Annotated in this window: 22 protein-coding genes and 1 tRNA gene; 15 read left to right on the top strand and 8 right to left on the bottom strand. The window is 38.0% G+C overall.

Going from position 1 to position 23284, the window contains the following annotated elements:
• The 3 genes from ACKI5B_RS05745 to ACKI5B_RS05755 all read left to right on the top strand — a co-directional run.
• The coding region (locus ACKI5B_RS05745; protein ID WP_407426717.1) for an amino acid--tRNA ligase-related protein at positions 1–299 on the top strand (299 nt) is incomplete at its 5' end.
• A gap of 142 nt (positions 300–441) precedes the next feature.
• The gene (locus ACKI5B_RS05750; protein ID WP_407426719.1) at positions 442–1479 is read left to right on the top strand and encodes an FAD:protein FMN transferase; all 1038 of its coding nucleotides are present in this window, start codon (positions 442–444) and stop codon (positions 1477–1479) included.
• Between the two features lie 112 nt (positions 1480–1591).
• Entirely contained in the window at positions 1592–3331 is a 1740-nt protein-coding gene (locus ACKI5B_RS05755; RefSeq protein ID WP_407426721.1) for an EAL domain-containing protein, read from the top strand.
• A 3-nt stretch (positions 3332–3334) separates the two neighbouring features.
• Here the strand turns inward: ACKI5B_RS05755 and ACKI5B_RS05760 are convergent, their stop codons facing one another.
• Positions 3335–4564 carry a dicarboxylate/amino acid:cation symporter gene (locus ACKI5B_RS05760; protein ID WP_407426723.1) on the bottom strand — a complete coding sequence of 410 codons (1230 nt, stop codon included), beginning with the start codon at positions 4562–4564 and terminating at the stop codon, positions 3335–3337.
• Positions 4565–4611: 47 nt separating this feature from the next.
• Here ACKI5B_RS05760 and ACKI5B_RS05765 point away from each other — a divergent pair, with 47 nt between their 5' ends.
• From ACKI5B_RS05765 to ACKI5B_RS05775, 3 genes are read left to right on the top strand one after another with little or no spacing between them, the layout of a single operon-like run.
• Complete coding sequence (locus tag ACKI5B_RS05765) at positions 4612–5358, top strand: hypothetical protein (RefSeq protein WP_407426725.1); 747 nt, start codon at positions 4612–4614, stop codon at positions 5356–5358.
• Positions 5359–5381: 23 nt separating this feature from the next.
• Positions 5382–7193: a DNA repair helicase XPB gene (locus ACKI5B_RS05770; protein WP_407426727.1), complete on the top strand. Its 1812-nt coding sequence runs from the start codon at positions 5382–5384 to the stop codon at positions 7191–7193.
• 27 nt (positions 7194–7220) lie between these two features.
• Complete coding sequence (locus ACKI5B_RS05775) at positions 7221–9323, top strand: helicase-associated domain-containing protein (protein ID WP_407426729.1); 2103 nt, start codon at positions 7221–7223, stop codon at positions 9321–9323.
• Between the two features lies 1 nt (position 9324).
• Here the strand turns inward: ACKI5B_RS05775 and ACKI5B_RS05780 are convergent, their stop codons facing one another.
• Together ACKI5B_RS05780 and ACKI5B_RS05785 are read right to left on the bottom strand one after the other, a co-directional pair.
• Positions 9325–9999 (bottom strand): GGDEF domain-containing protein, encoded by a 675-nt coding sequence (locus ACKI5B_RS05780; protein ID WP_407426731.1) that lies wholly within the window; start codon positions 9997–9999, stop codon positions 9325–9327.
• 84 nt (positions 10000–10083) lie between these two features.
• Positions 10084–10419 (bottom strand): amino acid permease, encoded by a 336-nt coding sequence (locus tag ACKI5B_RS05785; RefSeq protein ID WP_407426733.1) that lies wholly within the window; start codon positions 10417–10419, stop codon positions 10084–10086.
• A 581-nt stretch (positions 10420–11000) separates the two neighbouring features.
• On the opposite strand from ACKI5B_RS05785, the gene ACKI5B_RS05790 reads away from it, so the two are divergent.
• The gene (locus ACKI5B_RS05790) at positions 11001–11927 is read left to right on the top strand and encodes a cache domain-containing protein (RefSeq protein ID WP_407426735.1); all 927 of its coding nucleotides are present in this window, start codon (positions 11001–11003) and stop codon (positions 11925–11927) included.
• Here ACKI5B_RS05790 and ACKI5B_RS05795 read toward each other — a convergent pair.
• Complete coding sequence (locus ACKI5B_RS05795) at positions 11924–13591, bottom strand: GGDEF domain-containing protein (protein ID WP_407426737.1); 1668 nt, start codon at positions 13589–13591, stop codon at positions 11924–11926. The genes ACKI5B_RS05790 and ACKI5B_RS05795 overlap by 4 nt on opposite strands.
• Positions 13592–13630: 39 nt before the next feature.
• Positions 13631–15193, bottom strand: a complete 1563-nt coding sequence (locus ACKI5B_RS05800) for a RecQ family ATP-dependent DNA helicase (RefSeq protein WP_407426739.1) — start codon at positions 15191–15193, stop codon at positions 13631–13633.
• Between the two features lie 68 nt (positions 15194–15261).
• On the opposite strand from ACKI5B_RS05800, the gene ACKI5B_RS05805 reads away from it, so the two are divergent.
• Positions 15262–15344, top strand: a tRNA-Leu gene (locus ACKI5B_RS05805).
• 63 nt (positions 15345–15407) lie between these two features.
• Here ACKI5B_RS05805 and ACKI5B_RS05810 read toward each other — a convergent pair.
• Complete coding sequence (locus ACKI5B_RS05810; RefSeq protein WP_407426741.1) at positions 15408–17093, bottom strand: YifB family Mg chelatase-like AAA ATPase; 1686 nt, start codon at positions 17091–17093, stop codon at positions 15408–15410.
• A gap of 180 nt (positions 17094–17273) precedes the next feature.
• On the opposite strand from ACKI5B_RS05810, the gene ACKI5B_RS05815 reads away from it, so the two are divergent.
• From ACKI5B_RS05815 to holA, 5 genes are all read left to right on the top strand, one after another.
• Positions 17274–17564 (top strand): HPF/RaiA family ribosome-associated protein, encoded by a 291-nt coding sequence (locus ACKI5B_RS05815; RefSeq protein ID WP_407426743.1) that lies wholly within the window; start codon positions 17274–17276, stop codon positions 17562–17564.
• A gap of 92 nt (positions 17565–17656) precedes the next feature.
• On the top strand, positions 17657–18646 hold the full coding sequence (gene hprK / locus ACKI5B_RS05820) for an HPr(Ser) kinase/phosphatase (RefSeq protein ID WP_407426745.1): 990 nt from the start codon (positions 17657–17659) through the stop codon (positions 18644–18646).
• A gap of 24 nt (positions 18647–18670) precedes the next feature.
• On the top strand, positions 18671–18937 hold the full coding sequence (locus ACKI5B_RS05825; RefSeq protein ID WP_407426747.1) for an HPr family phosphocarrier protein: 267 nt from the start codon (positions 18671–18673) through the stop codon (positions 18935–18937).
• A gap of 20 nt (positions 18938–18957) precedes the next feature.
• Positions 18958–19566 carry a transcriptional repressor LexA gene (gene lexA / locus ACKI5B_RS05830; RefSeq protein ID WP_407426749.1) on the top strand — a complete coding sequence of 203 codons (609 nt, stop codon included), beginning with the start codon at positions 18958–18960 and terminating at the stop codon, positions 19564–19566.
• Positions 19567–19568: 2 nt separating this feature from the next.
• Positions 19569–20585: a DNA polymerase III subunit delta gene (gene holA, locus ACKI5B_RS05835; RefSeq protein ID WP_407426751.1), complete on the top strand. Its 1017-nt coding sequence runs from the start codon at positions 19569–19571 to the stop codon at positions 20583–20585.
• 3 nt (positions 20586–20588) lie between these two features.
• Here the strand turns inward: holA and ACKI5B_RS05840 are convergent, their stop codons facing one another.
• Positions 20589–20816 carry a YdbC family protein gene (locus ACKI5B_RS05840; protein ID WP_407426753.1) on the bottom strand — a complete coding sequence of 76 codons (228 nt, stop codon included), beginning with the start codon at positions 20814–20816 and terminating at the stop codon, positions 20589–20591.
• A 156-nt stretch (positions 20817–20972) separates the two neighbouring features.
• Between ACKI5B_RS05840 and ACKI5B_RS05845 the strand changes: the two genes are divergently transcribed.
• Positions 20973–21989: a hypothetical protein gene (locus ACKI5B_RS05845; RefSeq protein ID WP_407426755.1), complete on the top strand. Its 1017-nt coding sequence runs from the start codon at positions 20973–20975 to the stop codon at positions 21987–21989.
• Positions 21986–22681 carry a LysM peptidoglycan-binding domain-containing protein gene (locus ACKI5B_RS05850; RefSeq protein ID WP_407426757.1) on the top strand — a complete coding sequence of 232 codons (696 nt, stop codon included), beginning with the start codon at positions 21986–21988 and terminating at the stop codon, positions 22679–22681. Before ACKI5B_RS05845 ends, ACKI5B_RS05850 begins: the two co-directional genes overlap by 4 nt.
• Positions 22682–22718: 37 nt before the next feature.
• Here ACKI5B_RS05850 and ACKI5B_RS05855 read toward each other — a convergent pair whose 3' ends face one another.
• Entirely contained in the window at positions 22719–23282 is a 564-nt protein-coding gene (locus ACKI5B_RS05855; RefSeq protein ID WP_407426759.1) for an NUDIX hydrolase, read from the bottom strand.
• Positions 23283–23284: the final 2 nt, after the last annotated feature.

Genomic DNA, 23284 nt, shown 5'->3' on the forward strand with positions numbered 1-23284 from the left:
ACGACCCTGCTTTGCAGGAGCGCATTTTCGAAATCGTCGGTTACAGCCGCGAGCGTGCTGAAAAAGCATTCGGCTTCCTCGTTCAGGCATTCAAGTTCGGTGCTCCGCCGCACGGTGGAATTGCCCCGGGACTTGACCGTCTCGTAATGCTCATGCGCCACGAAGAAAGCATCCACGAAGTAATTGCCTTCCCGAAGAACAATCTGGCTGCTTCTCCTATGGATGAATGCCCTTCATATGTGGACGAGCAGCAGCTTAAAGACCTGCACATCGTTTGCACAGAAATCGAAAAAGAGTAAGTGAGTTATTCCAGCAGGTAAAAATATGCACAAAACAGACATAAAATAAAATAAGAAAAATGTCTGTTTTGTGCTATTTTTTTTATAAAACTATCCTAAAAAGTATTGTTTTTGTTCTTTATTAGTTATATATTTAAATAATATGAAATCAAAGTTAAAGGCTTTTTTTGTTGTTGCCTTTTTTTTATTTATTTTTTCTTTCTTTTCATGTTCTACAGAAGACCCGCGTTATGAATATGTGTTAGGGACAATCTGCTTTGTAAATTTGTATGATAAAGGAAGTGACAAACTTTACAATAAGATTTTTGACCGCTTAAATCAAATCGATGATGAGTTTAATCTTAATAAGCTTGATTCTGATATTTCCAGAGTTAATTTAACGGCACATGAAAAGCCGGTACAGGTTCCAGATGAAGTTTTTTATGTCATTAAATCAGCTCTAAAAATTGCTGCCGTTTCAAACGGTTCTTTTGATCCTTCTGTTCAACCCCTCGTTAATTTATGGGGAATTAATACAGAAAATCCTCATGTTCCTTCCAAAAAAGAAGTTGAACAGCTTTTACCGCTAGTTGATTTTAAAAATATTATCCTTAATGAAGAAAATAAAACCGTAAGCCTTAATAAGGAAGATATGTGTATTGATTTAGGGGCTATAGTAAAAGGTTTTGCTGCAAATGAAATCGTAAAAATCTGTAAAGAATATTCGGTAAAGCAGGCAGTTATTGACTTAGGCGGAAATGTATATGTCTATGGAGTCAAAAAAGGCGGAGATGACTGGCGGGTCGGTATTAAAAATCCGATTGATCCTGAAGGTCCTCCTTTAATTTCTGTTTACGTAAAGCAGACTTCTGTTGTCACAAGCGGTGCATATGAAAGATATTTTGAAGCTGATGCAAAACGTTATCACCACATTCTTTCTACAGAAAATGGTTATCCGGTAGAAAATGATTTGCTTTCAACAACAGTGATTTGTGATAATTCCATGCTTGCTGACTGCCTTTCAACAACTTTTTTTACACTTGGCTTTGAAAAAAGCCGAGAACTTCTTCCTCTTCTTGAAAAAGAATTTAAAACAGACTTAGGGCTTGTACTGATACTAAAAGACCACTCTGTATGGGTAAGCGAAAACTGCAAGGAAAACTGTGTTCTTCTGGCTGAAGACTGGAAAAAGAATTCTTAAAAAAAATCAAAATCTACTATGAAAAAACCCTTTTGTGAGTTATACTGAAACTGTCGGGTTAGTTTTGGTTTTTAGCCCGGGTTTAGATTTTTCAGGCTTTTTAAGGGTTTTGATGAGTTACGATTTGGAGCATATTACTTCCAGACAGCTGGAAGGAATAATACATATTCTCAATCAATGCACTGATTCATTTCTCTACATATTTGATTTGTCAAATGACACTTTTTTTATATCCCCTTATGCCCGTAAGCTTTTTGACCTTCCTGAAGAAAAAATAGAAAATGCAATTCAGCAGATACAAAAAATTGTTTATAAAGAAGATCAGGCTTCTTTCAGGGCTGAAATAGATTTAGTATCTACCGGTAAAAAGTCTGACCATAATCTTGATTACCGCTGGGTTAATCGTAATGGTAAGCCGGTCTGGATTCGCTCTGTTGGAAAACTTTTACCAAATGGTGACTCAGATAATAAAATTTTAACCGGTCAGATTTCAATAATTTCTGATGAAGATAAAACAGATTTGCTTACGGGGCTTGCTACAGAAGCTCAGCTTCGTATAGATTTTGGTTCAGTATGGACACGAAACCAGAATGTTTCAGGCTTTATTTTAAAAATCGATATAGATAATCTCGGCTCAATAAACGATCAGTATGGTGTCATGACCGGAGACATGATTGTTTCAAAAGTTGGAGACTGTTGCCGTAAGGTCTGTTCAGGAATTGCAAAGGCTTATAAAGTTTCTAGCGATGAATTTGTCTGTATGAACCTTTCCGGAAAATCAGCACTTACAGCTCAAAAAATGTATGAAAATCTCCGGCGTGAAATTGCTGAAGCAGAATCCGGTTTGGGCTATGACATAATATTTACAGTTTCCGGCGGTATGGTTGCATTCTTAAATGATACTTCCCAGCTTGACACTTTAATGCGCAAAGTAAATTATACCATTAACTCTGCCAAAGGAAACGGCCGTAATAATCTTGCAACTTACAATGCAGCCAATTATACGAAGTATCTGCGCGATATTGATTTTAAAGAAAAAATTCGTGAAGCAATCAGAAATGATTTTGCAGGCTTTGAGCTTTATTATCAGCCTGTAGTTGATGCAAAAAATCTTTATCTTGATTCTGACAAAACAGTTCTTAATGTAATCGGCTGTGAAGCTTTAATCCGCTGGACTTGTCCAGGATACGGGCTTCTTACTCCGGACGAATTTATTCCAATTCTTGAACGAACAGGTATGATTGTTTCAGTCGGCCGGTGGATTTTACGTACAGCTTTTACACAATGTGCAGAATGGAACCGTGTTCAGGAAAATTTGAGAGTCAGTGTTAATCTTTCATATATTCAGGTTAAAAAGAGTGATATTATCCGGGATGTTGAAACTGCCATGCTTATTTCAGATGTTAATCCTAAAAATGTAACTCTTGAGCTTACAGAAAGCGGTTATATCGACAATGGTGAAGAATTACAGGCTCTTACCGAGGCGTTCTCAAAACTTGGTGTAAATGTTGATATTGATGATTTTGGTACAGGATATTCAAATCTGCGCTACTTACAGTATTTAAAGGCCAATACATTAAAATTAGATTACACTTTTGTTCAAAAAGCTACAGCCGGTAATGAAGGCGACCGTAAAATCATCAAACATATTACCCAGATGGCGCATGAACTCAATATGCAGGTCTGTATGGAAGGAATTGAAGAAAGGGGCGACATCGAGAAATTAGTAGAATATGGCCCGGATAAATTCCAGGGATTCTATTTCGGCCGCCCTTGTAATAACGTTGACTTCCGTGAACATCATTTACGTCCTGATGTAAACAAGGACATTTATAATAAAAGTCAGCATTGAGCATTAAATATAGTGCTTTAAATCAATTTTATCAAATTTTTTAGTTTTTACTGCAACTATATAGCTTCCGGTGACAGCAGAAAGAGCGTCGAAAGCTGCTGCAAAACTGCATAGAATAGGAACTGCAGGTTTTAAAAGCAGATATCCTGCTTCAAAGCCTCTGCCGTACATTGAACAGATTCCTGTCAGAGCAACAAATGTGCCGCCAGCCGGGAAATTTCCTAAGGCAAATGAAGTTATAAATGAAACTGCGAAAATCCAGATTACATCAAAGAAGGTAAAACCTAAGCTCGAATATGAACGCAGAATTGTAACAAAACATACTGATGTAACTAATGCGGTTCCTCCGCGTGCAAAAATTGAAAAGAGTGGCAGTGAAAAATAATTTACATCATCGTGAAGACCGAGGCTTTCTTTTGTATGACGCTGATTGATTAAAAGTGTTAGGTTTGTGTCTCCTGAGAAAAAGCCTGTGATTATTGAAGAAAGACTTGCATAAAGTACATGATATGGGTGCAGATCTTTGCATAAAAAGCGCAGAATAAGCGGGTAAATTACTCCCGCAACAATTAAAAAATCAACTAAAAGCATGAAAAACAACGGAATAAAGGTTGCAGTTGAAAAAATTACTCTTGCCTGTAAAACCCAGTAGGTTGAAACTGCAATTAAGCCGACAAAAAGCCATTCGATAAAAAAAGTTGACATTGTCTGGCAGAGTTTCATAGCTGATTCAAAAACACTTAAAAGAGGTTTTGAATCGTTTGTATCAGAAGCACAGGCACCACCGGCAAAGGCCGCAAGAACAAAAACCGGAAGAAGGTATACACCGTCTTTTAAAGAATCAAATCCTGAAAAAGGGAAAATACTGAAAATAAGTGATTTTAAATCGATTGCAGGGACTTCTGAAATCTTTTCGCCTGTGATTGGAATTCGCGGAAGCTGAACGACAAGAATTGTAAGTAAGCCTAGTATTACTAAAATCAGTGTTGAACCGGCTATTGTTGCAAAAGTCCAGACGCTTGTTTTTAAAATGTGTTTGTTATGACGCAGATTGAACAAAGACATTGCGCTTCCAAAAAAAATGAGTGGAATTAATGCATATCTTCCAAAACGGATTGCAAATTCAGAAAATCCTGCTGCAACAACATCAATTTGAGGAATGTTGAGCGGGAGAATAAAAGCAGCAATTATGCCTAAAATTGTACCAATTAAATATTTAATCCAAACTTTCATATTTTAAGTATACCAAATTGTATGTAAATCTGCTATAATAATTCGCTATGGGAAAAATGATTTTATTCGCTGGTAAAGAATTACCTGCCGGAAACGATATGGCTTCAGGTGCTTCATTTCAGGGGCGTAAGGTAATTGCGACAAGTTCAGTTTTTTCAGATGAATCTTCTGAAGATGAAGTAAAAAAAGAAGGTAGTGTGATTCAGGCTAACTGGAACCGCTCATCTCCGCTTTCATGCCGTTCACTTGCTTTAAAATGTGAAAACGAAGGCGGTCTGGATGAAGCTGTGCTCGTTTTTGATGAATTTTTCTTTGCAACTAAGTACCGTGAATCAAACAATAATGCCCAGATTATCGAAGAATTAATTGCAAGTTATCAGTATCTTGCTCAAGAGCTTTTTTCAAGATTTGAAAGAAATACAGAAAAAAAATCAAAAATTGTTTTCCTTCATAAATCAAACTATAGTCTTTTAGATGGTGTAAATGCTTCTTCAATCCGTTCTTCAGGCTTAGAACTTTCAAATCCGCTGATTGCTGCAGCCGGCGGAGCTTTTAAATCTTATGCAGAAAATTTTGCAGCTTCTATTGCAGAAAATTCAAATATTACACCGCTTTTAGTTTCGTGTGAGCCGTCTAACGACCTTTCAAAACGCGATTCTTCTCTTTCAGTGTGGCTTTGCGAATACATGGACGCAATTGATAATCTTAAAAAGCCTCTTTCTCCAAAACAGAAAGTTTCATGGATTAAGGCCGGTGCAAAAAATCCGAGCGGATTCGGAATTCTTGGCTTTTAGTAGATTGAAAACGGAAACAGAAATTGGACTATTCTAACCCCTTAATCGTTCAGAGCGACAGAACTTTACTTCTCGATGTACATGCTCCAAAGGCAGAAGAATGCCGCAATGCACTCATTCCTTTTGCAGAACTTGAACGCTCTCCTGAGCATCTTCATACTTATCGTCTTACACCTCTTTCTTTGTGGAATGCAAATGCAGCAGGCTTTTCTCCGGAAGATGCCGTAAAAGTCCTTCACGATTTTGCACGTTATGACGTTCCTCAGGCGGTAGAATTCTGGATTAAAGAAACTGCCGGCCGTTTCGGAAAACTGCGGCTTGTGCCGGCTCCATGGATAGAAATTCCTGACCCTAAAAAGCCTGCCGAAAAAATAAAAGAAGAATATCTTTATCTCGTAACTGAAAGCATTCCTGTCTTTAAGGAAATCGGTGCAAGTTTAATAGGGAAAAAAATGCTTACCGTCTGCGAATACGAAGAGCCGCAGGACGATTTAATGAAGCAGACTGTCGTAAGCGAAGACGAAAAATTGCACTGCTTCCGCCTTGCCTTAACAGACAGGGGAACAATCAAACAGGAACTTTTGCGCATGGGCTGGCCTGTAAAAGACGATGTTCCGCTCATTGACGGAGATCCTTTAGAAATAAACTTGCGGAAAACTACTCTTTCAGGCCGTCCTTTTAATTTAAGGCAGTACCAGAAAGAGGCCGCTTCTGCGATTGTAGGAAACAAAGGGCCTGGAACCGGCTTTGGTACAATCGTTCTTCCGTGCGGTGCGGGTAAAACAATTGTCGGCATGACAGTAATGGACTTGCTTAAAACAAACACTCTCATCGTTACAACCAACATTTCCGCCGTTCATCAGTGGATAGACGAGCTTGTCGATAAAACAAACCTTACCCGCGAGGATATTGCTGAATACACAGGCGAAAATAAAACAATTAAGCCGGTTACGGTAGCAACTTATCAGATTTTAACATGGAGGCCGGAAAAAGACGGGCCTTATCCGCATTTTTCTCTTTTCAGAAAGCGTAACTGGGGCTTAATCGTGTACGACGAAGTTCACACTCTGCCGGCTCCGGTTTTCCGTGTAGCAGCAGAAATTCAGGCCGTGCGACGGGTCGGTTTAACGGCTACTCTTGTGCGTGAAGACGGCTGTGAAGGTCATGTTTTTTCTCTTGTAGGACCTAAACGCTACGATGTTCCGTGGAAAGATCTGGAAACCAGCGGCTTTATTGCAACTGCTGAATGTATCGAAGTTCGCATTGATTTAGGCGAAGAAAAAGAAATCGAATATGCTGTTGCAGATTTACGAAAAAAGCACAGAATTGCAAGCGAAAATCCGAAAAAGCCTGAATTCGTAAAAAAACTTGTCGAAAAATCGCCTGAAGATAAAATTCTTGTAATCGGTCAGTATTTGAGTCAGCTGGATGAACTTTCAAAAATGCTCGGCTGTCCGATTATTACAGGAAAAACGCCTAACGAAGAGCGCGATAAAATCTATGCTGATTTCCGAAACGGCGTAATCCGCACTCTTGTTGTAAGTAAAGTTGCAAATTTCGCAATTGATCTGCCTGATGCAAGCATGGCAATTCAGGTTAGCGGCACTTTCGGAAGCCGTCAGGAAGAAGCACAGCGGCTCGGACGAATCCTGCGCCCAAAAGAAAGAAAGTCGCGCTTTTTTACGCTGATTACGCGTAACACCGTCGAAGAAGAATTCGGCTCTAACCGTCAGAAATTTCTGGCGGAGCAGGGCTATCAATACAAGCTCGTTCGCTGCAAAGAAGCGGCTGAACTTGAAGAGTTTCTTGAAAACGAAACTATGTGCCTGAATTAAAAATCAGGACTTTTAAAGGAGTGAATTATGACATTAGATCCAAAAGTACAGAGAATCATTGACTGGCGCGAAAGCATTGCCACTTTGAGCGATAATTATTTTTTTGAAATTATCCGGATGTATCTGGGTGAGGTCAAAACTCCTTTTAACAAGCAGAAACTTATCGAAGAGCTTGGGGCTTTTATCCGCAAGGAAGAAAACCGTAAAACACTCATTTCGCTTTTAAGTGAAACTGATCTCAAAGTCATCTGCGCGGTGAAATACATTTCAAATGCAACACAGGAAAAGCTGGTTTCGTTTTTTTCAGGTTCTTTTTCATTTGCCCAGCTTTATGAAAGGCTTTTAAATCTTGAAGAAAGACTCATTCTGTACCGCAAAACTGACAAAAATACAGGCAGAACGGTTGTATTGATAAACCCTCATCTTGAAGAAGATTTAGAGCCATATACAAAGCAGACTGTCCTTCTTGAAAATCCGGAATATGCTTCTCTTTCTTATGAAACGCCTGCATCTCTTTCTCCGGAATTAATTGCCGCATATCTTTCATTTATTCACAAAAATTCTGATTTGTGTAAAGCTGACGGTACTTTTAAAAAGCGCACAGAATCAGAAATTGAAAAGCTTTTCCCGGGAAAAACAGAAATCCTTTTTAATCTTACAAAAGCATTTATCAATCTTTCGCTTTTACGGGAAGAAGGCGAAGGTTACGAAATTGACAGAAAAAGATTCCTTTCATTTGCAAAACTTGATCCGAAACTGCAGTATGCTTATTTATGTGTTGCAAGTCAGGGAAGATTTTCAAGAAACAGCCTTGTCAGACAAGGACGGCTTTTGCTGGATGTGGCAGCATCTCTTCCTCATGAAGGATTTTCAAGAAGCATAATTCTGCGCCTTGCATATTTAATTTCTGAAGATCAGAATGATGTTCCGGGGCTTTCTCCTTTAGGCTCATCTTCAAGATTTTCTGCAATTTTAAATCGTGCGGCTGCATCCGAATCTTCTGATTCTGCAATAATTGAAAATGATGCAAATCTTTCTTCAATTTTGGACAGACTGATAGAATGTGCCGCTCTGTTTGGAATTTTCTCTCAGAAAGGTACAGATGTAAAAGGTGAGGCAATTTATGTTGCCGGCATTCTTTTTGATGAAAAAGAAGTTTTTGATGAAGAGCCGAAAGTTTTAAGTGTTGATGCGGCGTTTAATGTTACTCTGCTTCCCGGACTTTCGCTTGAGGTTTTAATTCCGCTCATGGATTTCATGGAATTAAAGCAGTTTGATACAGCTGCTGTTTTTGAAATCAACAGAAAATCAATCATGCGGGGTTTTGACGCCGGATTAAGTGCAAACAGGATTTTCTCATTTTTAAAAAAGTACAGTCAGTATGAAATCCCACAGAATCTTGAAATTTCGGTTGATGACTGGAGCCGCTCTTATTCTTCTGCAACGATATTTAAAGGTTATGTGCTTCAGGTAAGTTCGGAAAATTCGGCAGTTACAGAAAACAATCCTGCAATTTCACCGTTTATTGCCAAAAAATTGGGCCAGGGAATTTATCTTCTGTCTGTCGAGAGCGATGAACAGGCTGCTTCTATTATTGAACGGAGCGGATTAGATTTTATCGGCAAAATCAAAACTCCGGAAAAAACTTACGAAACAATCGGCTTCCCGGAATTTTCAGTTCCTCAAAAAACCGACAAATTTGAAAGTGATGAAATGGCAAAGCCTACATCTGATGAAGAAAGGGCTTCGCATTTTGAAGCAATGAGATCAGAACTTGAAAAATTAAACCTTCCAGCTGAAAAAAAAGAAGGGCTTTTAGAGCGTATTCAGCATAAAATAATTCTTTCGCCGGTTCAGCTTAGAGCCGACAGTGTAAAATATGAACGTATTGAAGCCGGCGGCATGGATTTTTCCGGCAAACTTCACATAATAGAAGGTTCAATCACTTCAAACAGTATGGTTGAACTTCAGTTTGAAGACCGCATAATCGTAGGTGTGCCTCTTTCAGTGAGCAAAACAGAAAGTGATGCAAATGTTTTGCTTGAGGTAATGCCGGAACGAAGTGAAAAATTACTTTCAATTGGTCAGGCAAAGTTTGTCAAAAGAATCAGAGGCAGTGTTTTAAGATAAGCTATTGAAGCATTGCTTTAAGCTGTTTCTTGCGGACATACATGTTTGCGTCTGCGCGTTCAAAGACAGAAATTACGGCTGAATCACCTGCAACATCAAAGTCAGAAATTCCTGCGGCTACAACGACTTTTCCATTCTGGCCGTTATTTTCTTCGGAAATCTGGTTGAGTTTCTGCAAAAGTTCTGTACGGTGTTCATAGTCGTGACCTTTAAGAATTACAACAAATTCGTCTCCGCCTGTTCTGAAAACCGGACTGTGGTCGAAAATAACACAGATTGTGTGACAGGCTTCTTTAATGTATTCATCGCCTGCTTTGTGCCCGAGAGTGTCGTTTACCCATTTCAAGTTGTTTACATCACAGACAACGTTTGTGTTTATCATCCATACAAGTGTGAGCAATAAAATGAGGGAAAGCAGAAATACCCATACGATATTCGTTCTTCCGTATATTCGTTCCGTATCGTTTTTTAGAATTGAATGGAATATAAAAAATCCTATAATTATCCAGAGTGAAAATAAAAAATATGACTGTGGAGAAAGAGTTGCTTTTGCAAAAAAATTAGGAATAATCAGGAAAACAAAAAATGCACTCATCATAATCAATGAAAACAGGCCTGTAAAAATTTCTGTTTTCTTTGATTCGTTTTTTGCCAGTTTAAAAGTTGAAAAGGACATAAATCCGTAAATTATTGTTGCCCCGATTGTAGTAACATCAACTATCCAGCCGATTGCTGTCCTGCCAAAAAATGGAACAATTGCCTAAACTGCTGCTATAAGCCAGACTGCATTTTCCGGGCTGTTATTTTTGGAAATGACAGAAAATCTTGTGGAAATTATTTTATTTTGTGAAAGAGAATATAAAAGCCTGCTTAGGGCAAAAATATTTCCGATTAAGCTTGTTAAAATTAAAGAAAGAAGGGTAATCATAAGAATATAAAGGCCGGAATTACCCAGATAAAAAGTTGCCGCATAAAAAACCGGAAGCCCTTTAATGCCGTCAAGATTCGGTAAATCTTTTATATAAGAATTCCAGCCGTAAAAAAAAGAACTAAACTTGACATAAGAACAGAGGCTGTTTTCTGATGCCTTGAGCATACAAAGCCTGTTAGAAATATTGCTAAAATTGAAAGCAATGCCTCTCCAAAGTAAATTTTGTATTCAAAAAGTGAGTATAGCGGTCCGAATTTAAAGAAATCTCCTGAAAAATATCTTGCAAATAACGGAATACTGGTTGCATTTGCCCAGAATATTGCAAAGTATGTGAGTATAAGAAAAACTGCAGTCAAAAAAGCGTAATCACAGCCTAAAACATTTTTAGTGTATGTAAAAACTCCACCAGAGTCAGAAAAACGGTTCATCATAAACTGGTAATTGTGTGCGATAAAAAGCATTACAAAACAGCCGAGAAGAAGTCCGGAAATGCTTCCCAATGGACCTGCATTGATGAGGTATGTATTGCTTGTTATAAAAAATGAGCCCCAGCCGATGCTTGTTCCGACAGAAAATGACTAGACTGATAAAGGTGACATGTGCTTTTGAATTTCCATAATTTGTGCACTTCCTTAAGCACAGTATAACATGAAAATAAAAAAAATGTAAAAAATTAAACTTATTTAAAGTTTTTGTTTAAATTTAAAAAATGTTATTGTATAATCAAATAATGGAGGTGATTTTGTATGTCAAAAAAGGGAAAACTATTTACAGCATTTACAATTTTGATCACTTTTTTTTCCTGTGCCGGTCTTATTTTGATTGTAAATCGCACTTTTAAGAAAAATTTGAATACAATGATTGAAAATCAAATTTTAAACTCCATTCACACTGTTCAAAATGAAGTTGAAGCCTACAATTATTCAAATTTTGCTACAATTCATATTGCAGCGACTCTTCCGGCAATTAGAAATCCTGATATTTCACTTAAGGAAAAGGGGGAGCAGCTTTTTGGTGTAAAAAATGCAGATCCAAATCTGGTCGGTTTGAATATTACTGATTTAAAAGGCAACAGCTACCTTGTAGAAGGTCCAATGTATAATTTTTCAGAACGTGCTTATTTTAAAAATGCTTTACTGGGAAAAGAAACTGTTTTCGGACCTATTTACAATAAAGTTTCAAATGTTCCAACAATTTTTTACGGGGCTCCTCTTTATGATGATGAGGGAAATATAATAAATACTTTCTTTCTTGCTGCTCATGGCGAGACTCTTTCAAAAATCTGTATTCAAAATAAAATTGGAAATGACAGCAAGGCCGTTTTAATAAGACGCTCTACTGGTCTTATAATTGCAGATGTTGATAATGAAGCTGTCTTAAAAAATAATGTTTTTGATGACGCTGCTGAGTCTGGTATCAAAGAACTTCAGGATTTGACTGATAAAATTGCAGCAGGTGAAGAAGGGGTTTCTTTTGTGAAAGTTCCTGACGGTTCAGTTATTATAAACGGCTATGCTCCAATCAGCGGTACTGACTGGAGTGTTCTTGTCAGGGCAAACTGTGCAGATTTTGAAAGACTGATAAATCAAAGGCTTCCAGTTTATATTTGCTTCAGTGTTTTTATGCTGATTCTTTCAGCTGCAGTTTCATTTATTCTTTACCGGAAGATTTAAAATTTATCAGGCATTGGATTTCTGATATCGAGGCGGCGTTCAGCAAGATACTGTTTGCCGTCTTTTCTATATGCAGTGAAATTTTTACCTTTCTGTTTTGCAATATACATATTTTCGTCAGCTTCTTTAACTGAATCCGGCATTTCAAAACCCAGACCAAAACTTGCCGTTACATGTACATCTTTCCGCCATTTTAAATTGGAAATCTCTGTTCTGACATGTTCTGAAAATCTTACAGCATGTTCTAAATCAAAATGTTCCAGAATTATTACCATTTCTTCGCCGCCATAGCGGTATGATTTTACATTACGGTTTTCGTTTGTTAACAGAAGGTGTGCTACAGTTCTTAAAACTTCATCTCCAAAATCATGTCCGAAATTATCGTTTAGTTTTTTAAAATCATCTATATCTATCATGATGGCAGAGTATTTTTTTCTTGAAGAAGCCAGTTTTCCAATTCTTGTATTTAATGAACGTCTGTTACGAAGGTGTGTAAGACCGTCGATTTGTGTCTGTGTATAAATGAAAGACAAAATTAAAATAAAAGTCAGAAAAATGATAAAATCAATAAATACAAATTCAAGTGTTCTGTTGTGAGAAATCTGGCGTTCAGTGCTGTGCTTAAGATTTTCTATAATTCCTGAAAGTTTTTCCGCGTTTGTTTCTGTATAGTTTGTAAGAAAATTCTGGGCCAGAAAGTCAGTGTCAAAAGCAAGTTCATTAAAAAGTTTATTTTTTTCTTTTGTCATGGATTCAGGCAGTGCAAACATTAAATCCTTGAGAATTTTTGTTTTTTTCATTGTGAAATTAAATTTTTTGGCATAACTCCCATATTCGTGCGCAAATTCTATGGCTTTTTTGTAATTTCCAGTTCTGATTGCCCATTGTGTTTTTACAAAAAAAACAGGCAGGTAAATATCATAAACTGTAGTATGTGTAAGTTCCCGGATTTTATCATAATTGTCATAAATTTCACAGATAAGGCTGTATGCTTCTTCTGTTTTTCCCTGCATAAGCAGAATGTATGATTTTAAGCATAAAGCTGTGGCATAAAGTTCATTTCCAAGTGATTCATTTTCTTTTTTTATGATTTGAGAATTTTCTTCCATTTGTGACTGGGCTTTCATTGCATCTACAAAGTCACTTTCATAAATCAGAAATCTGCTGTACGCATGAAGGGCAAGGTTCTGAATCATAGGATTATTTATGGAATAGAAATTTTTTATTCTTCGTGCCTGCAAAATTGTATCGAACCCGGCTTTATCGGCACCAAGCTCAAGATAGTATTGTGACAGAAAACTATAAAGCTGTACGACATTTTCTGTATTGCCGCAGTATTCGTTGAAAAAAATTGCAGAGCCGACTGTTTTAAGATATTCTTCCATTTGGTTGCTTATATAATAAGCAACAGAAAGGGCATTATAAATTTCAGCTTTCTGAAGAGGTGTAAGCGATTTTAATTCAAGAAGCTTTTTTATTTCAGAAATATTGTAATCCTGTGACTGATATGAAGAATGTGCGAGCGTTTCAGAAATTTTAAGCTGATTGTTATAATTCTGTATTTTAAGACTTATTCTGAAAATAGCAAAAATAACAATGCTTACTGCAATCAAGGTAAAAAGTGATGTTTGAAATTTATTTTTAATAACCCATCGGATATTCATAAGATTATTTTACACTTGCTTTAAAAAAATCGCAAAGATTTAGTTTCTACCTTTAGGCATGTTGAATGGAAGCATGATTTTGTCACGGTTTTTCAACGCATTAAGTCCGTCGTTTGTTAAAAGAAGAATATTGTAATCGCCGTATCTTGTAATGAATTTTTTTTCAATCAAAAGATTCACGAGTTCATGCCACTGGTTTTTGTCAAGTTCGCGCCCGATTCCCCATGTCGAAAGCATATTGTGTCCGTTTTCCAGAATTCGTTTTGAACGCGAGCCAAGCAGTACATCAATTATATATGCTGCCCCGAATCTTGAATTAGTACGGATTATACAGCTCATAAGTTTCTGGCAGGGAATTGTCATGTCAATTTCTGGAACAGGTCCGGTTTCGCATAAATCACAGCAGTGAAAGTCTGATTTGACCGAGTTTTTTTTCTTAAAATTTTCTCCAAAGTATGATAAAAGCAGTTTCCTTCTGCAAGTTCGTCCGGTTGCGTAGGAAAGCATGCCCTGCAAGAGTGTTTCGCAGTGCGCCTTGTCGTTTGCTTCGTCAAAAAAATATCTGATTTTGTGAATGTCACCTGCTGAATAAAGTAAAAGTGCCTCACTGGCTAATCCGTCTCTGCCTGCGCGCCCTATTTCCTGATAGTACTGTTCGAGTGATTTCGGCATGTCGTAGTGAATTACAAAGCGCACATTCGGTTTATCAATTCCCATGCCGAATGCGAGTGTAGCGACCATTATTTGTATCTGATTCCGGATAAATTTTTTCTGATGGTCAGCACGTACTTCATCTGTAAGACCTGCATGATAGTTTAAAACGGAATAGCCCAGCCGTTCTAGTTTTTCTGTCAGTTCATCAACCTGTCTTTTTGAAAAGCAATAGATGATTCCGCTTTCGTCAGGGTGGCGGCGGATACATTCAACAACCTGTTCAAGGGCGTTTTTGCTCTTCTGCTGTACATCTAAAAAAATGTTCGGGCGGTCAAAGCTTGAAACTAAAACGTCGGGATTTTTAAGCCTGAGAGTTTTGATAATATCTTCGCGGACCGCCCGGGTTGCCGTTGCTGTGAGTGCAAGAAATACAGCGTTTTTAAACTGGTTTCTTAGAGATGAAATTTCCAGATAGTCCGGCCGGAAGTCATGCCCCCATTCAGACACGCAGTGGGCTTCGTCAATTGTAATACAGCTTACTGTTACACGGTCATCATGAAGTAAATCGTTTATCTTTTGAGTAACAAGCGTTTCCGGGGCAACATAAACGATTTTTGTTTCTCCTCGCCGGATAGAATTCATTGAGTCTTTGTAGTCTTCCCATTCCACTGTCGAATTAAGGAATACCGCATTAATTCCAGCTGCATTAAGGCTTGCAACCTGATCCTGCATAAGCGATATGAGCGGCGAAACCACTACTGTAAGACCTTCAAAAATCAATGCTGGAATCTGATAGCACAGTGATTTTCCGCCGCCGGTCGGCATAATGGCAAGCGTATCTTTTCCTGAAAGCACATTCGAGATAATATCTTTTTGAAGCAGCCTGAAAGACTCATAGCCGAAGACAGATTTTAAAACTTCTTCAGGCTTTTTATTTGTGAAATCCATAATTTCCCCAGATTATATCATAAAGCACTTGATTTAATCTCAATTTTTTTGTTATAATATTTAAACCTGCCGGGTTGGTGAAATGGTAGACACTACAGACTCAAAATCTGTTGCCTTCACGGGCGTCTGAGTTCGAGTCTCAGACCCGGTAATTTCAGACCTTACAGATGTTTATTTTCTGTAAGGTTTTTTTATTTTTTACTAAAAATTTCACTTATTCTTTATTAAAAAAATCAAACGGCCCGTCGCTATTCCTCAGTGAAACAGCTTCAAGCAGGTGTTCGCCTTTTATTTTCAGAGAATTATCCATGTCGGCTATTGTGCGCGAAAGTTTTAAGATTGAAGAAACCGCGCGCTGCGAAAAGTTATTTGAACAAACTGCTCTGTCAAGAATTTCCTGTTCGGTTTTTCCAAGCTGGCAGTGTTCCAGAATTTCCTGCGGTGTAAGACCTGCATTTTTTTTACCCTGGCGCTTCCGCTGAATTAAAACAGCTGTTGCAATATCTTTACGTAATTCTGCACTTGAAATCCGGTATTTTTCTGTATCAGCCGGCACGGATTCGATTTTTTTGCAGGAACTGCAGTTTTCCTGTTCGGTACAGATTTCGCATGGATGTATTGATTTTTCATGAACTGTAATTTTTTCAGGATTATTATCAACATGAATGCGGATATCTATTCTGTCTAAAAGAGGCCCAGAAAATTTCCTCCAGTATTGCTCTACACTTTTTAAGGAGCACAGGCATATTCTGCTTTCACTGGCATAGTTTCCGCAGGGACATGGATTTGTCGCAATTAAAAGCTGGAATTTTGCAGGATATACTGTAGTTCTTCCCGCTCTGCTGAGTGTTATACTGCCGTTTTCGAGCGGTACTCTGAGCATCTGAAGAACTGAAGTTTTGAATTCTGCGGCTTCATCCAGAAAAAGCACTCCGTTGTGTGCAAGTGAAATTTCACCCGGCCTGCAGTTTACACCTCCGCCGCAGATTCCTTCTACACTTGCTGTCTGATGCGGCATCCTGACCGGTGTAATTCTTAACAAAGGCTGTTCTGCCCTTAAAAGACCTGCAATAGAGTGAATTCTTGTGACACTTTGCGCTTCTTCAACTGTAAGTAAAGGAAGTATCGAAGAAAACCGGCTCATCGCAAGTGTCTTTCCACAGCCGGGAGGACCGTAGGCAAGAATATTGTGACCGCCGGCAGCTGCAATCTGTAAAGCACGTACGAGTTTTTTCTGATTTTTAATATCTGCAAAATCTAAGCATCTGTCCTCGGCGGGAAAAAGGACTCCGTTTACTTCAACACTGTCTTTCGGTAAAAAAAAATTTGAACCATCATTTTCTTTCATTCCGGTAAAAAGTTCCGGCTTAAAAAGAGCATCATAGGCTTCTGTTAAATTTGCGGCTCCAAAAACTTTCATACCGGCAACTTCACGTGCTTCTGCAGCATTTGCCTGTGCGACAATACATTTTGTAATTCCAGCCTGAACAGCCGTGCTTGCCGCTGCATGAACCGCCTTTACCGGCCGGATTGCTCCTGAAAGTTCAAGTTCACCCATTACTAAAACCGGCTCTTTCCCAAAGGCAGTTGAATTGTCTGAACTTTCTGAATCTCTCTGATAATTGGTGTGCTGAGCTGCTAATACTGCAAGGGCAAGCGGCAGATCAAAACCTGCACCTTCTTTTTTCATGTCTGCGGGAGAAAGTGAAATCAAAACCCGTTCCATAGGAAATTCAAAGCCGGAATTTCTGATTGCAGATTTCATACGTTCCCTGGATTCTTTGACAGCACCGTCTGCCAGTCCCACAATGTCAATTGCAGGAATTCCCCGCCGTAAATCAACTTCAACTGTAACCAGAGCACCTTCATAACCAAAGGGCGAAAAAGAATAAATTGTCATATCAGCCTCCGTTAAAGTTATTGTCGAAAAAATGCTGTTTTATACATAAAATGTGAAAAAAAATTTTGATTTTCTGAATTTTCGATGTATACTTAATCAAGTGAACGCAAGTCCGTTCATTTCTGCCATAAAAGCTTCGTCGAAGATCTGGCAATAATGCTATTTTTAAGGAGTACAAAAATGACTAAATCAGTATCAGCCGTTGGCTTTGTATTTGAGGAAAAACAATCAGACATGATTGAAAAAAAACTTGCACGAATTAGTTATGCAGATGACTTAATCGTGGATTTAATCCTCCGTGTAAAGCATGATAAGGCATATAGTTTTGACTGCACTGTAAATTTTAAATGGGGTGCACAGGGACATGTAGCTTCCGAAGATTTTGATTTCGGAGCCGGCTTGAACAAACTCATGGATGTTCTTGATCAGAAAGTAAAGAAAGAAAAGGATAAAATTCAGGAAAAAAAATAATCTGAATTAAGATTTTTTAACTGTGACTTTGATTTTCAGGTCACAGTTTTTTTTATCTTGCTTTAAATGCTTATAAAATGTATAGTACATCTATGGCAGATAAATCTTTTACTGTTCTTGATTTAATCGATATGGAACTCCCGGAGCATACGGCTCTGCGCCTTAAATGTATAGGTGGCCGTAAAGGTCTGGAAAAGGTTATTTCTGTCCCTGATATTAACCGTCCGGGTTTAGCCCTTACAGGTTTCTTTGATTCTTTTGCGACCGGTCGGGTTCAGTTATTTGGAAAAGGTGAAAATGCTTATCTTGAAAAGCTCCATGCAGAAAACAAAATGGAGTCAATCAAAGAAATGTTCACTTATGATTTCCCTTGTGTTGTTTTTTCGCATGGAATTACTCCTTCTGAAGATTTTATGAAAATTGCAGAAGCTGCTGACTGTTCTGTGCTTCAGACTGATTTGGAATCTACTGAGTTTCTTCAGCGGATTCTGCGTCTTTTTTCAAATGTTTTTGCACCCAGAAAAACACTTCATGGTGTTTTAGTTGAAGTCTATGGAATCGGTATTCTGCTTACCGGTCATTCTGGTGTCGGTAAATCAGAATGTGCTTTGGAATTAATCGAACGCGGACACAGGCTTGTTGCTGATGATGTTGTTGAAATACGCTGTGTAAACGGAAATTCCATTCTGGGTCAGGGTGCCAATTCACTTATTTCTCATCACATGGAAATTCGTGGTCTTGGTATTATAAATGTTGCTCAAATGTATGGAGTCGGCTCAATTCGTGAGCAAAAAGAAATCCAGCTCGTAATAAAGCTCGAAGAATGGGATTCTGCGAAAATATATGACAGGGTCGGAAACGACATGGATACAGTAAATTATCTGGGCGTAAAAATTCCAGCCATAGAAATTCCTGTAAAACCAGGCCGTAATCTGCCTATTATTATCGAGGCTGCTGCAATGAATGAGCGGCTTAAATTCCGCGGATATAATTCGGCTTTGGATTTCAATCAGAATATTCTTAAATGGATTGAAACAGGCGAAGTTCAGGCTGCTTATTACGGCAGCGATGATTCATATTAAAACGAAAAAAAACAGAGGCACACTATGACAGAAAAAATTTTAACTGTTAGTAACAGGGCTGGAATTCATGCCCGTCCTGCAGCTTTGATTGCACAGACTGCAAACAAATTTTCATCAGAAATTTCAATCGAAAAAGATTCTGCTGTTGTAAATGCAAAATCTATTATGGGCGTTATTACAATGGCGGCCGGTTATAATACTCAGCTTACTTTAAAAGCAGAAGGTGATGATGAAAAACAGGCTGTTGCAGCAATTGTTCAGCTTTTCGAATCAAAATTTGAAGAAGAATAATTCTTTAAGGCAGGTTTTAAATGAGAAAAATTACTGACAGACAGCAGGAAGTTCTGGATTTCATTTCTGATTTTACAAGAGAAAATAATTATGCTCCTACTGTCCGTGAAATTGGGGAACATTTCGAAATTTCACTGCGTGCTGTTCAGGATCATATAACTGCCCTTCAGAAAAAAGGATATTTATCGCAGGCTCAAAAACGGGCCCGTTCTTTAAATATTATTTCCGGCGGTCCTGTTGAACCTGTTTCTTTTGTTGCAAGAGTTCCTTTGTTAGGCTCAGTTGCAGCAGGAAAACCTCTGCTCAGTGAAGAAAATCTTGACGGATATGTAAATCTTACTGAACCGTTTGTACGGCCTGGAAAAACTTATTTTGCTCTTCGTGTGCGCGGGCAGAGTATGATTGATGCCGGCATTCTTGAAGGTGATTTAGCTGTTGTTGAACAGGCAAAAACTGCTGTTGACGGTCAGATTGTTGTTGCTGTTATCGATAATGCAATTACATTAAAACGTTTTTATAAGGAATCAGACCGTATCCGTCTTCAGCCGGAAAATCCTGCATTTCAGCCGATTTATTCAAAAGAAGTTTCCATCGTTGGTGTTCTTTCTAATATTGTGCGCACTTATTAAAAATGGCTTCTCCAGTTTATCTGTATACAGGACCTGAAATCGGAAATCGTAACGAACAGGTTGAATCAATAAAAGCAAATCTCTTAAAAAAGTTTGGTGATGCAGACAATTATCTTCTTTATGCCTCTGATTCTAAAATTGAAGATATAATTGCAAAACTCCAGACAGATTCTCTTTTTGTTCCTGCAACATGTGTTGTACTTAGAGAAGCAGAATTAATCAAAAAAAAAGAAGATATCGAGCTTATTTCATCATGGCTTAAGGGGGCAAAAGATTCTTCTGTCCTTATTCTTGTTTCAGACGAAATTTCTGTTGATTCAAAACTTGATAAGCTTATTCCCAAAGAAAACAAACAGATTTTCTGGGCTATGGATGAAGCTCATTTAAATTCCTGGCTCCAGAATTATTTCAGAAAAAACGGTTACTCAATTGAAAACGACGCGGTTAACTTAATTCTTGATTTAACTGAAAACAATACTGAAGCATTAAAAACTGAATGCAGCCGTTTTTTTCTATGCTTTTCAAAAGACCATGTAATTACAGAAGATGATATCGAAAGTATTCTGGCTCATAACCGCGAAGAATCTGCCTTTACACTTTTTGATGCCATGGCTAATCCTGCTGATTCTTTGCCGCAGCGATTATCAAATTCTCTTTCCATTCTTCAAAAAATTCTTCTTACCAAAAATAACAGCCCGGTGATGATTCTTGCGGGACTTGCATCCTGTTTTAGAAAACTGGAATTATGGCATTCAATTCATGCCGGCGGGGTTTATCTTGATGATTTTGCGTTAAAGACAAAAGGCTTTACAAGTAAAGCATCAAGAAATCAATATTCAAGAGCTTCAAGAATCTGGAATTTTGGACAGTGTGCAGCAATACTGGCTTCTATTGCGGCAGCTGATTCTGAAATCCGTGCATCAGGAAATGTTATTCAGGAAACTCAACTGTCAATTCTTTTATATGAAATCATCATGAAAAATGGCGGCCGTAGTGCAAAGTATGATGCCGGTTTGTAAAATTTAGTCGATTTCAATTGAATTCAACAGGTTTTTAAGACTTGTTAATTCCTCTTTGGAAAGCGTTACGCCTTTTCCCATTTTTTGATGATCGCCGGACCAGCTTCTCAAATCGTATTTTGCAGCCTTTTTATTCCAGGAAATTTTATTCAATTCTAAATTCCAGCCGCCGCTTCCTTCTGAAACAATATGGTGTTCTCCGATAAAGTCATAAGTGAAATTTTCTGCCATATAATCCTCCATAACTCAAATATCTCTAAAAGTATACATCATCACTTTTAAAAATGCACTTTAAAAAGTTTAACTTTATTGCTTATGATTTGTTTCTTCTTTATAATTGAGGTTAAATACCGATAATATCACAAAAAGAATCAAGGGAGGATTTAAGTGAAAAAGTATTTGTTTACAATTCTTGGAGTTGTTGCAATATTTGCATTCTTTTCTTGTGGTTCAACTCCTACAGCAGAACCGGAAGTTGACACTACTGAAGCTCAGGCTCCAAAGGAAGATAAAGAAGAGACTGTAACTGAAGACTTTACTCAGGCTAATCAGACACTTCTTGCTCAGGCTGATGCTGCCCGACAGAAGGCAATAGATGCAGGTGCAGAAAAATATTTTCCTGAAGTTTTAGCTGCTGATGATAAATATTATGATGATGTAAAAAATAATATTTCTTCAAGACCGGCTGAAGATCATTCTGCAGGCATAAAGGAAGTTATAACCCGTTATGAAGCACTTGCTACGGCTTCTTATGCAAAAGAATTAAAATTAAAGGCAGATGAGTTCGGCGTTTCTGATACAGGCGGTGAACGTGCTATTTCAAATTTTGAATCTTCAGATAAAGGTTCGGATATGCGCAATCACGCTGATAATGCCTTCGAAATTTATTCAAAACTGCTTCTTGCTCACATGGGAACAATGGCAAAAAGTGAACGTAATGCAGCTCTTGAGGCTAAAAAGAAGGCTGACAGTGTAAAAGCAGGCGTTGCAAAAAAAACTGAATATAAAGCAGCTTCTGACACCTTTAAAAAGGCAGATTCATCTTATGTAACAAAAGATCTGGAAGGCGCATACAAAGGCTATCATTCTGCAAAAAATGCTTTCAATGGTCTTTACGAATCAATTGCAGAAAAACGTGCAGCGGCACAGGCCGCAATTGAACGCGCTAAAAAACGTGTAGCTGAAGCAGAAAGTTATACAATTGAAGCAGATTCTATTGCACCAATTCAGGGAGAAGTTGCCGGTATCGAAAAAGAAGATGCTGTTCTTCTGGAGGAGGATTCTTTTGCTAATCCCGATGATGCTGTTATCGATGTTGAAAGCAGTGCAGAAGCAAAAGCTGCCGCTACTATTGATGAAGCAGTAAATTCTGCAATTGATGCTGCTGGAGGAGAGTCAAAATGAAAAAACTTTTAGCTGGTATTGCACTTGCTTTTGCTGCTTCTTTAGTTTTTGCTGCAAGCTATAAAAACAATACATATCAGAAACTGGCTGACGAATATACAAGAAAGGCACAGCATGCTCTGGATGCAGGTGAATATGTCCTTGCAGAAGAATATGCTGCAAAAGCAGAAGAAAATGCACGTCTTTCAGAGGAATTTGTTAAAAAAATGCTTGCAAAATCGGATTGTGATACTGTCATGAAGCAGGCTGCAAGAAAACTTGAATATGCAAAAAGCATTAACGCCGAACGAAACTTTCCGATGGCATACTCTTCTGCACAGAAATCTTTTGCCAGTGCACAGCAGTCTTATAATGATGAAGATTATACATCTGCAACAGCCTTCGCAAAACAGGTTCTGGAAGCTCTTGCTGATATCAAAGAAATCACTCCGCTTCCTGAATATTATGTAGTTCGTCCTTGGGCTGAAACAAAGGATTGTTACTGGAATATTTCAGGCCGTCCGTATGTTTATGACAATCCCTTGCTTTGGGAAAATCTTTATCAGGCAAATAAATCTAACATGCCTCGTCCAAACGACCCTAATCTGATTCTTCCTGGCATGAAGATGAAGATTCCGAGTATTACCGGTGAATATCGGGAAGGAGTTTATAATCCTTCTAAAAAATATGATCCATATTCGGCAAACCGTTAATACTTTGTAAACAGCATAAATAGCAGTGAGAATGCAGTTATTTTGCAAAATCGCTGCTATTTTTTTCTTTGTATAATTTGTATTTTAAAAGGGCGCTCATCATTAGTGCATGAGGATATTCTTCGCTGCCTGACTTTTCATAAACTTCCTGACATGGAATCTTCAAATATTCAACAAATTCATCTTCATCAAGATGCTGCACACCGGTATTTATTAAATTTTCAGCTGCAAAAAAATGTACCTTATTGCGCATTAATGCAGGATTTGGATTAACGTTTCCTAAATATGTAAGTTTTCCGGCTTTATAACCGGTTTCTTCTTCCAGTTCACGTTTTGCTGCTGTTTCCGGCTTTTCTCCGGAATTTATAACTCCACCAGGGAATTCAATGCTTAAACTTTTATTTCCATGTCTCCACTGGCGGACCATTAAAAAACTATCTTCTAGTTCTGGAATTACAATAACCCAGTCCGGTGCTTCCATTACAATATAATTCCCGGAAGTATTATCAGGTGCAGTTGATGTTATTTGATTTACGGTCATAACCGGAGTTTTTAATAATTCTTTTTTTCCGGTTTCATGCCATTCAAGATTTTTTTTAATCA

This window comes from Treponema sp. (assembly GCF_045657965.1).
Classification (GTDB): Bacteria; Spirochaetota; Spirochaetia; order Treponematales; family Treponemataceae; genus Treponema_D.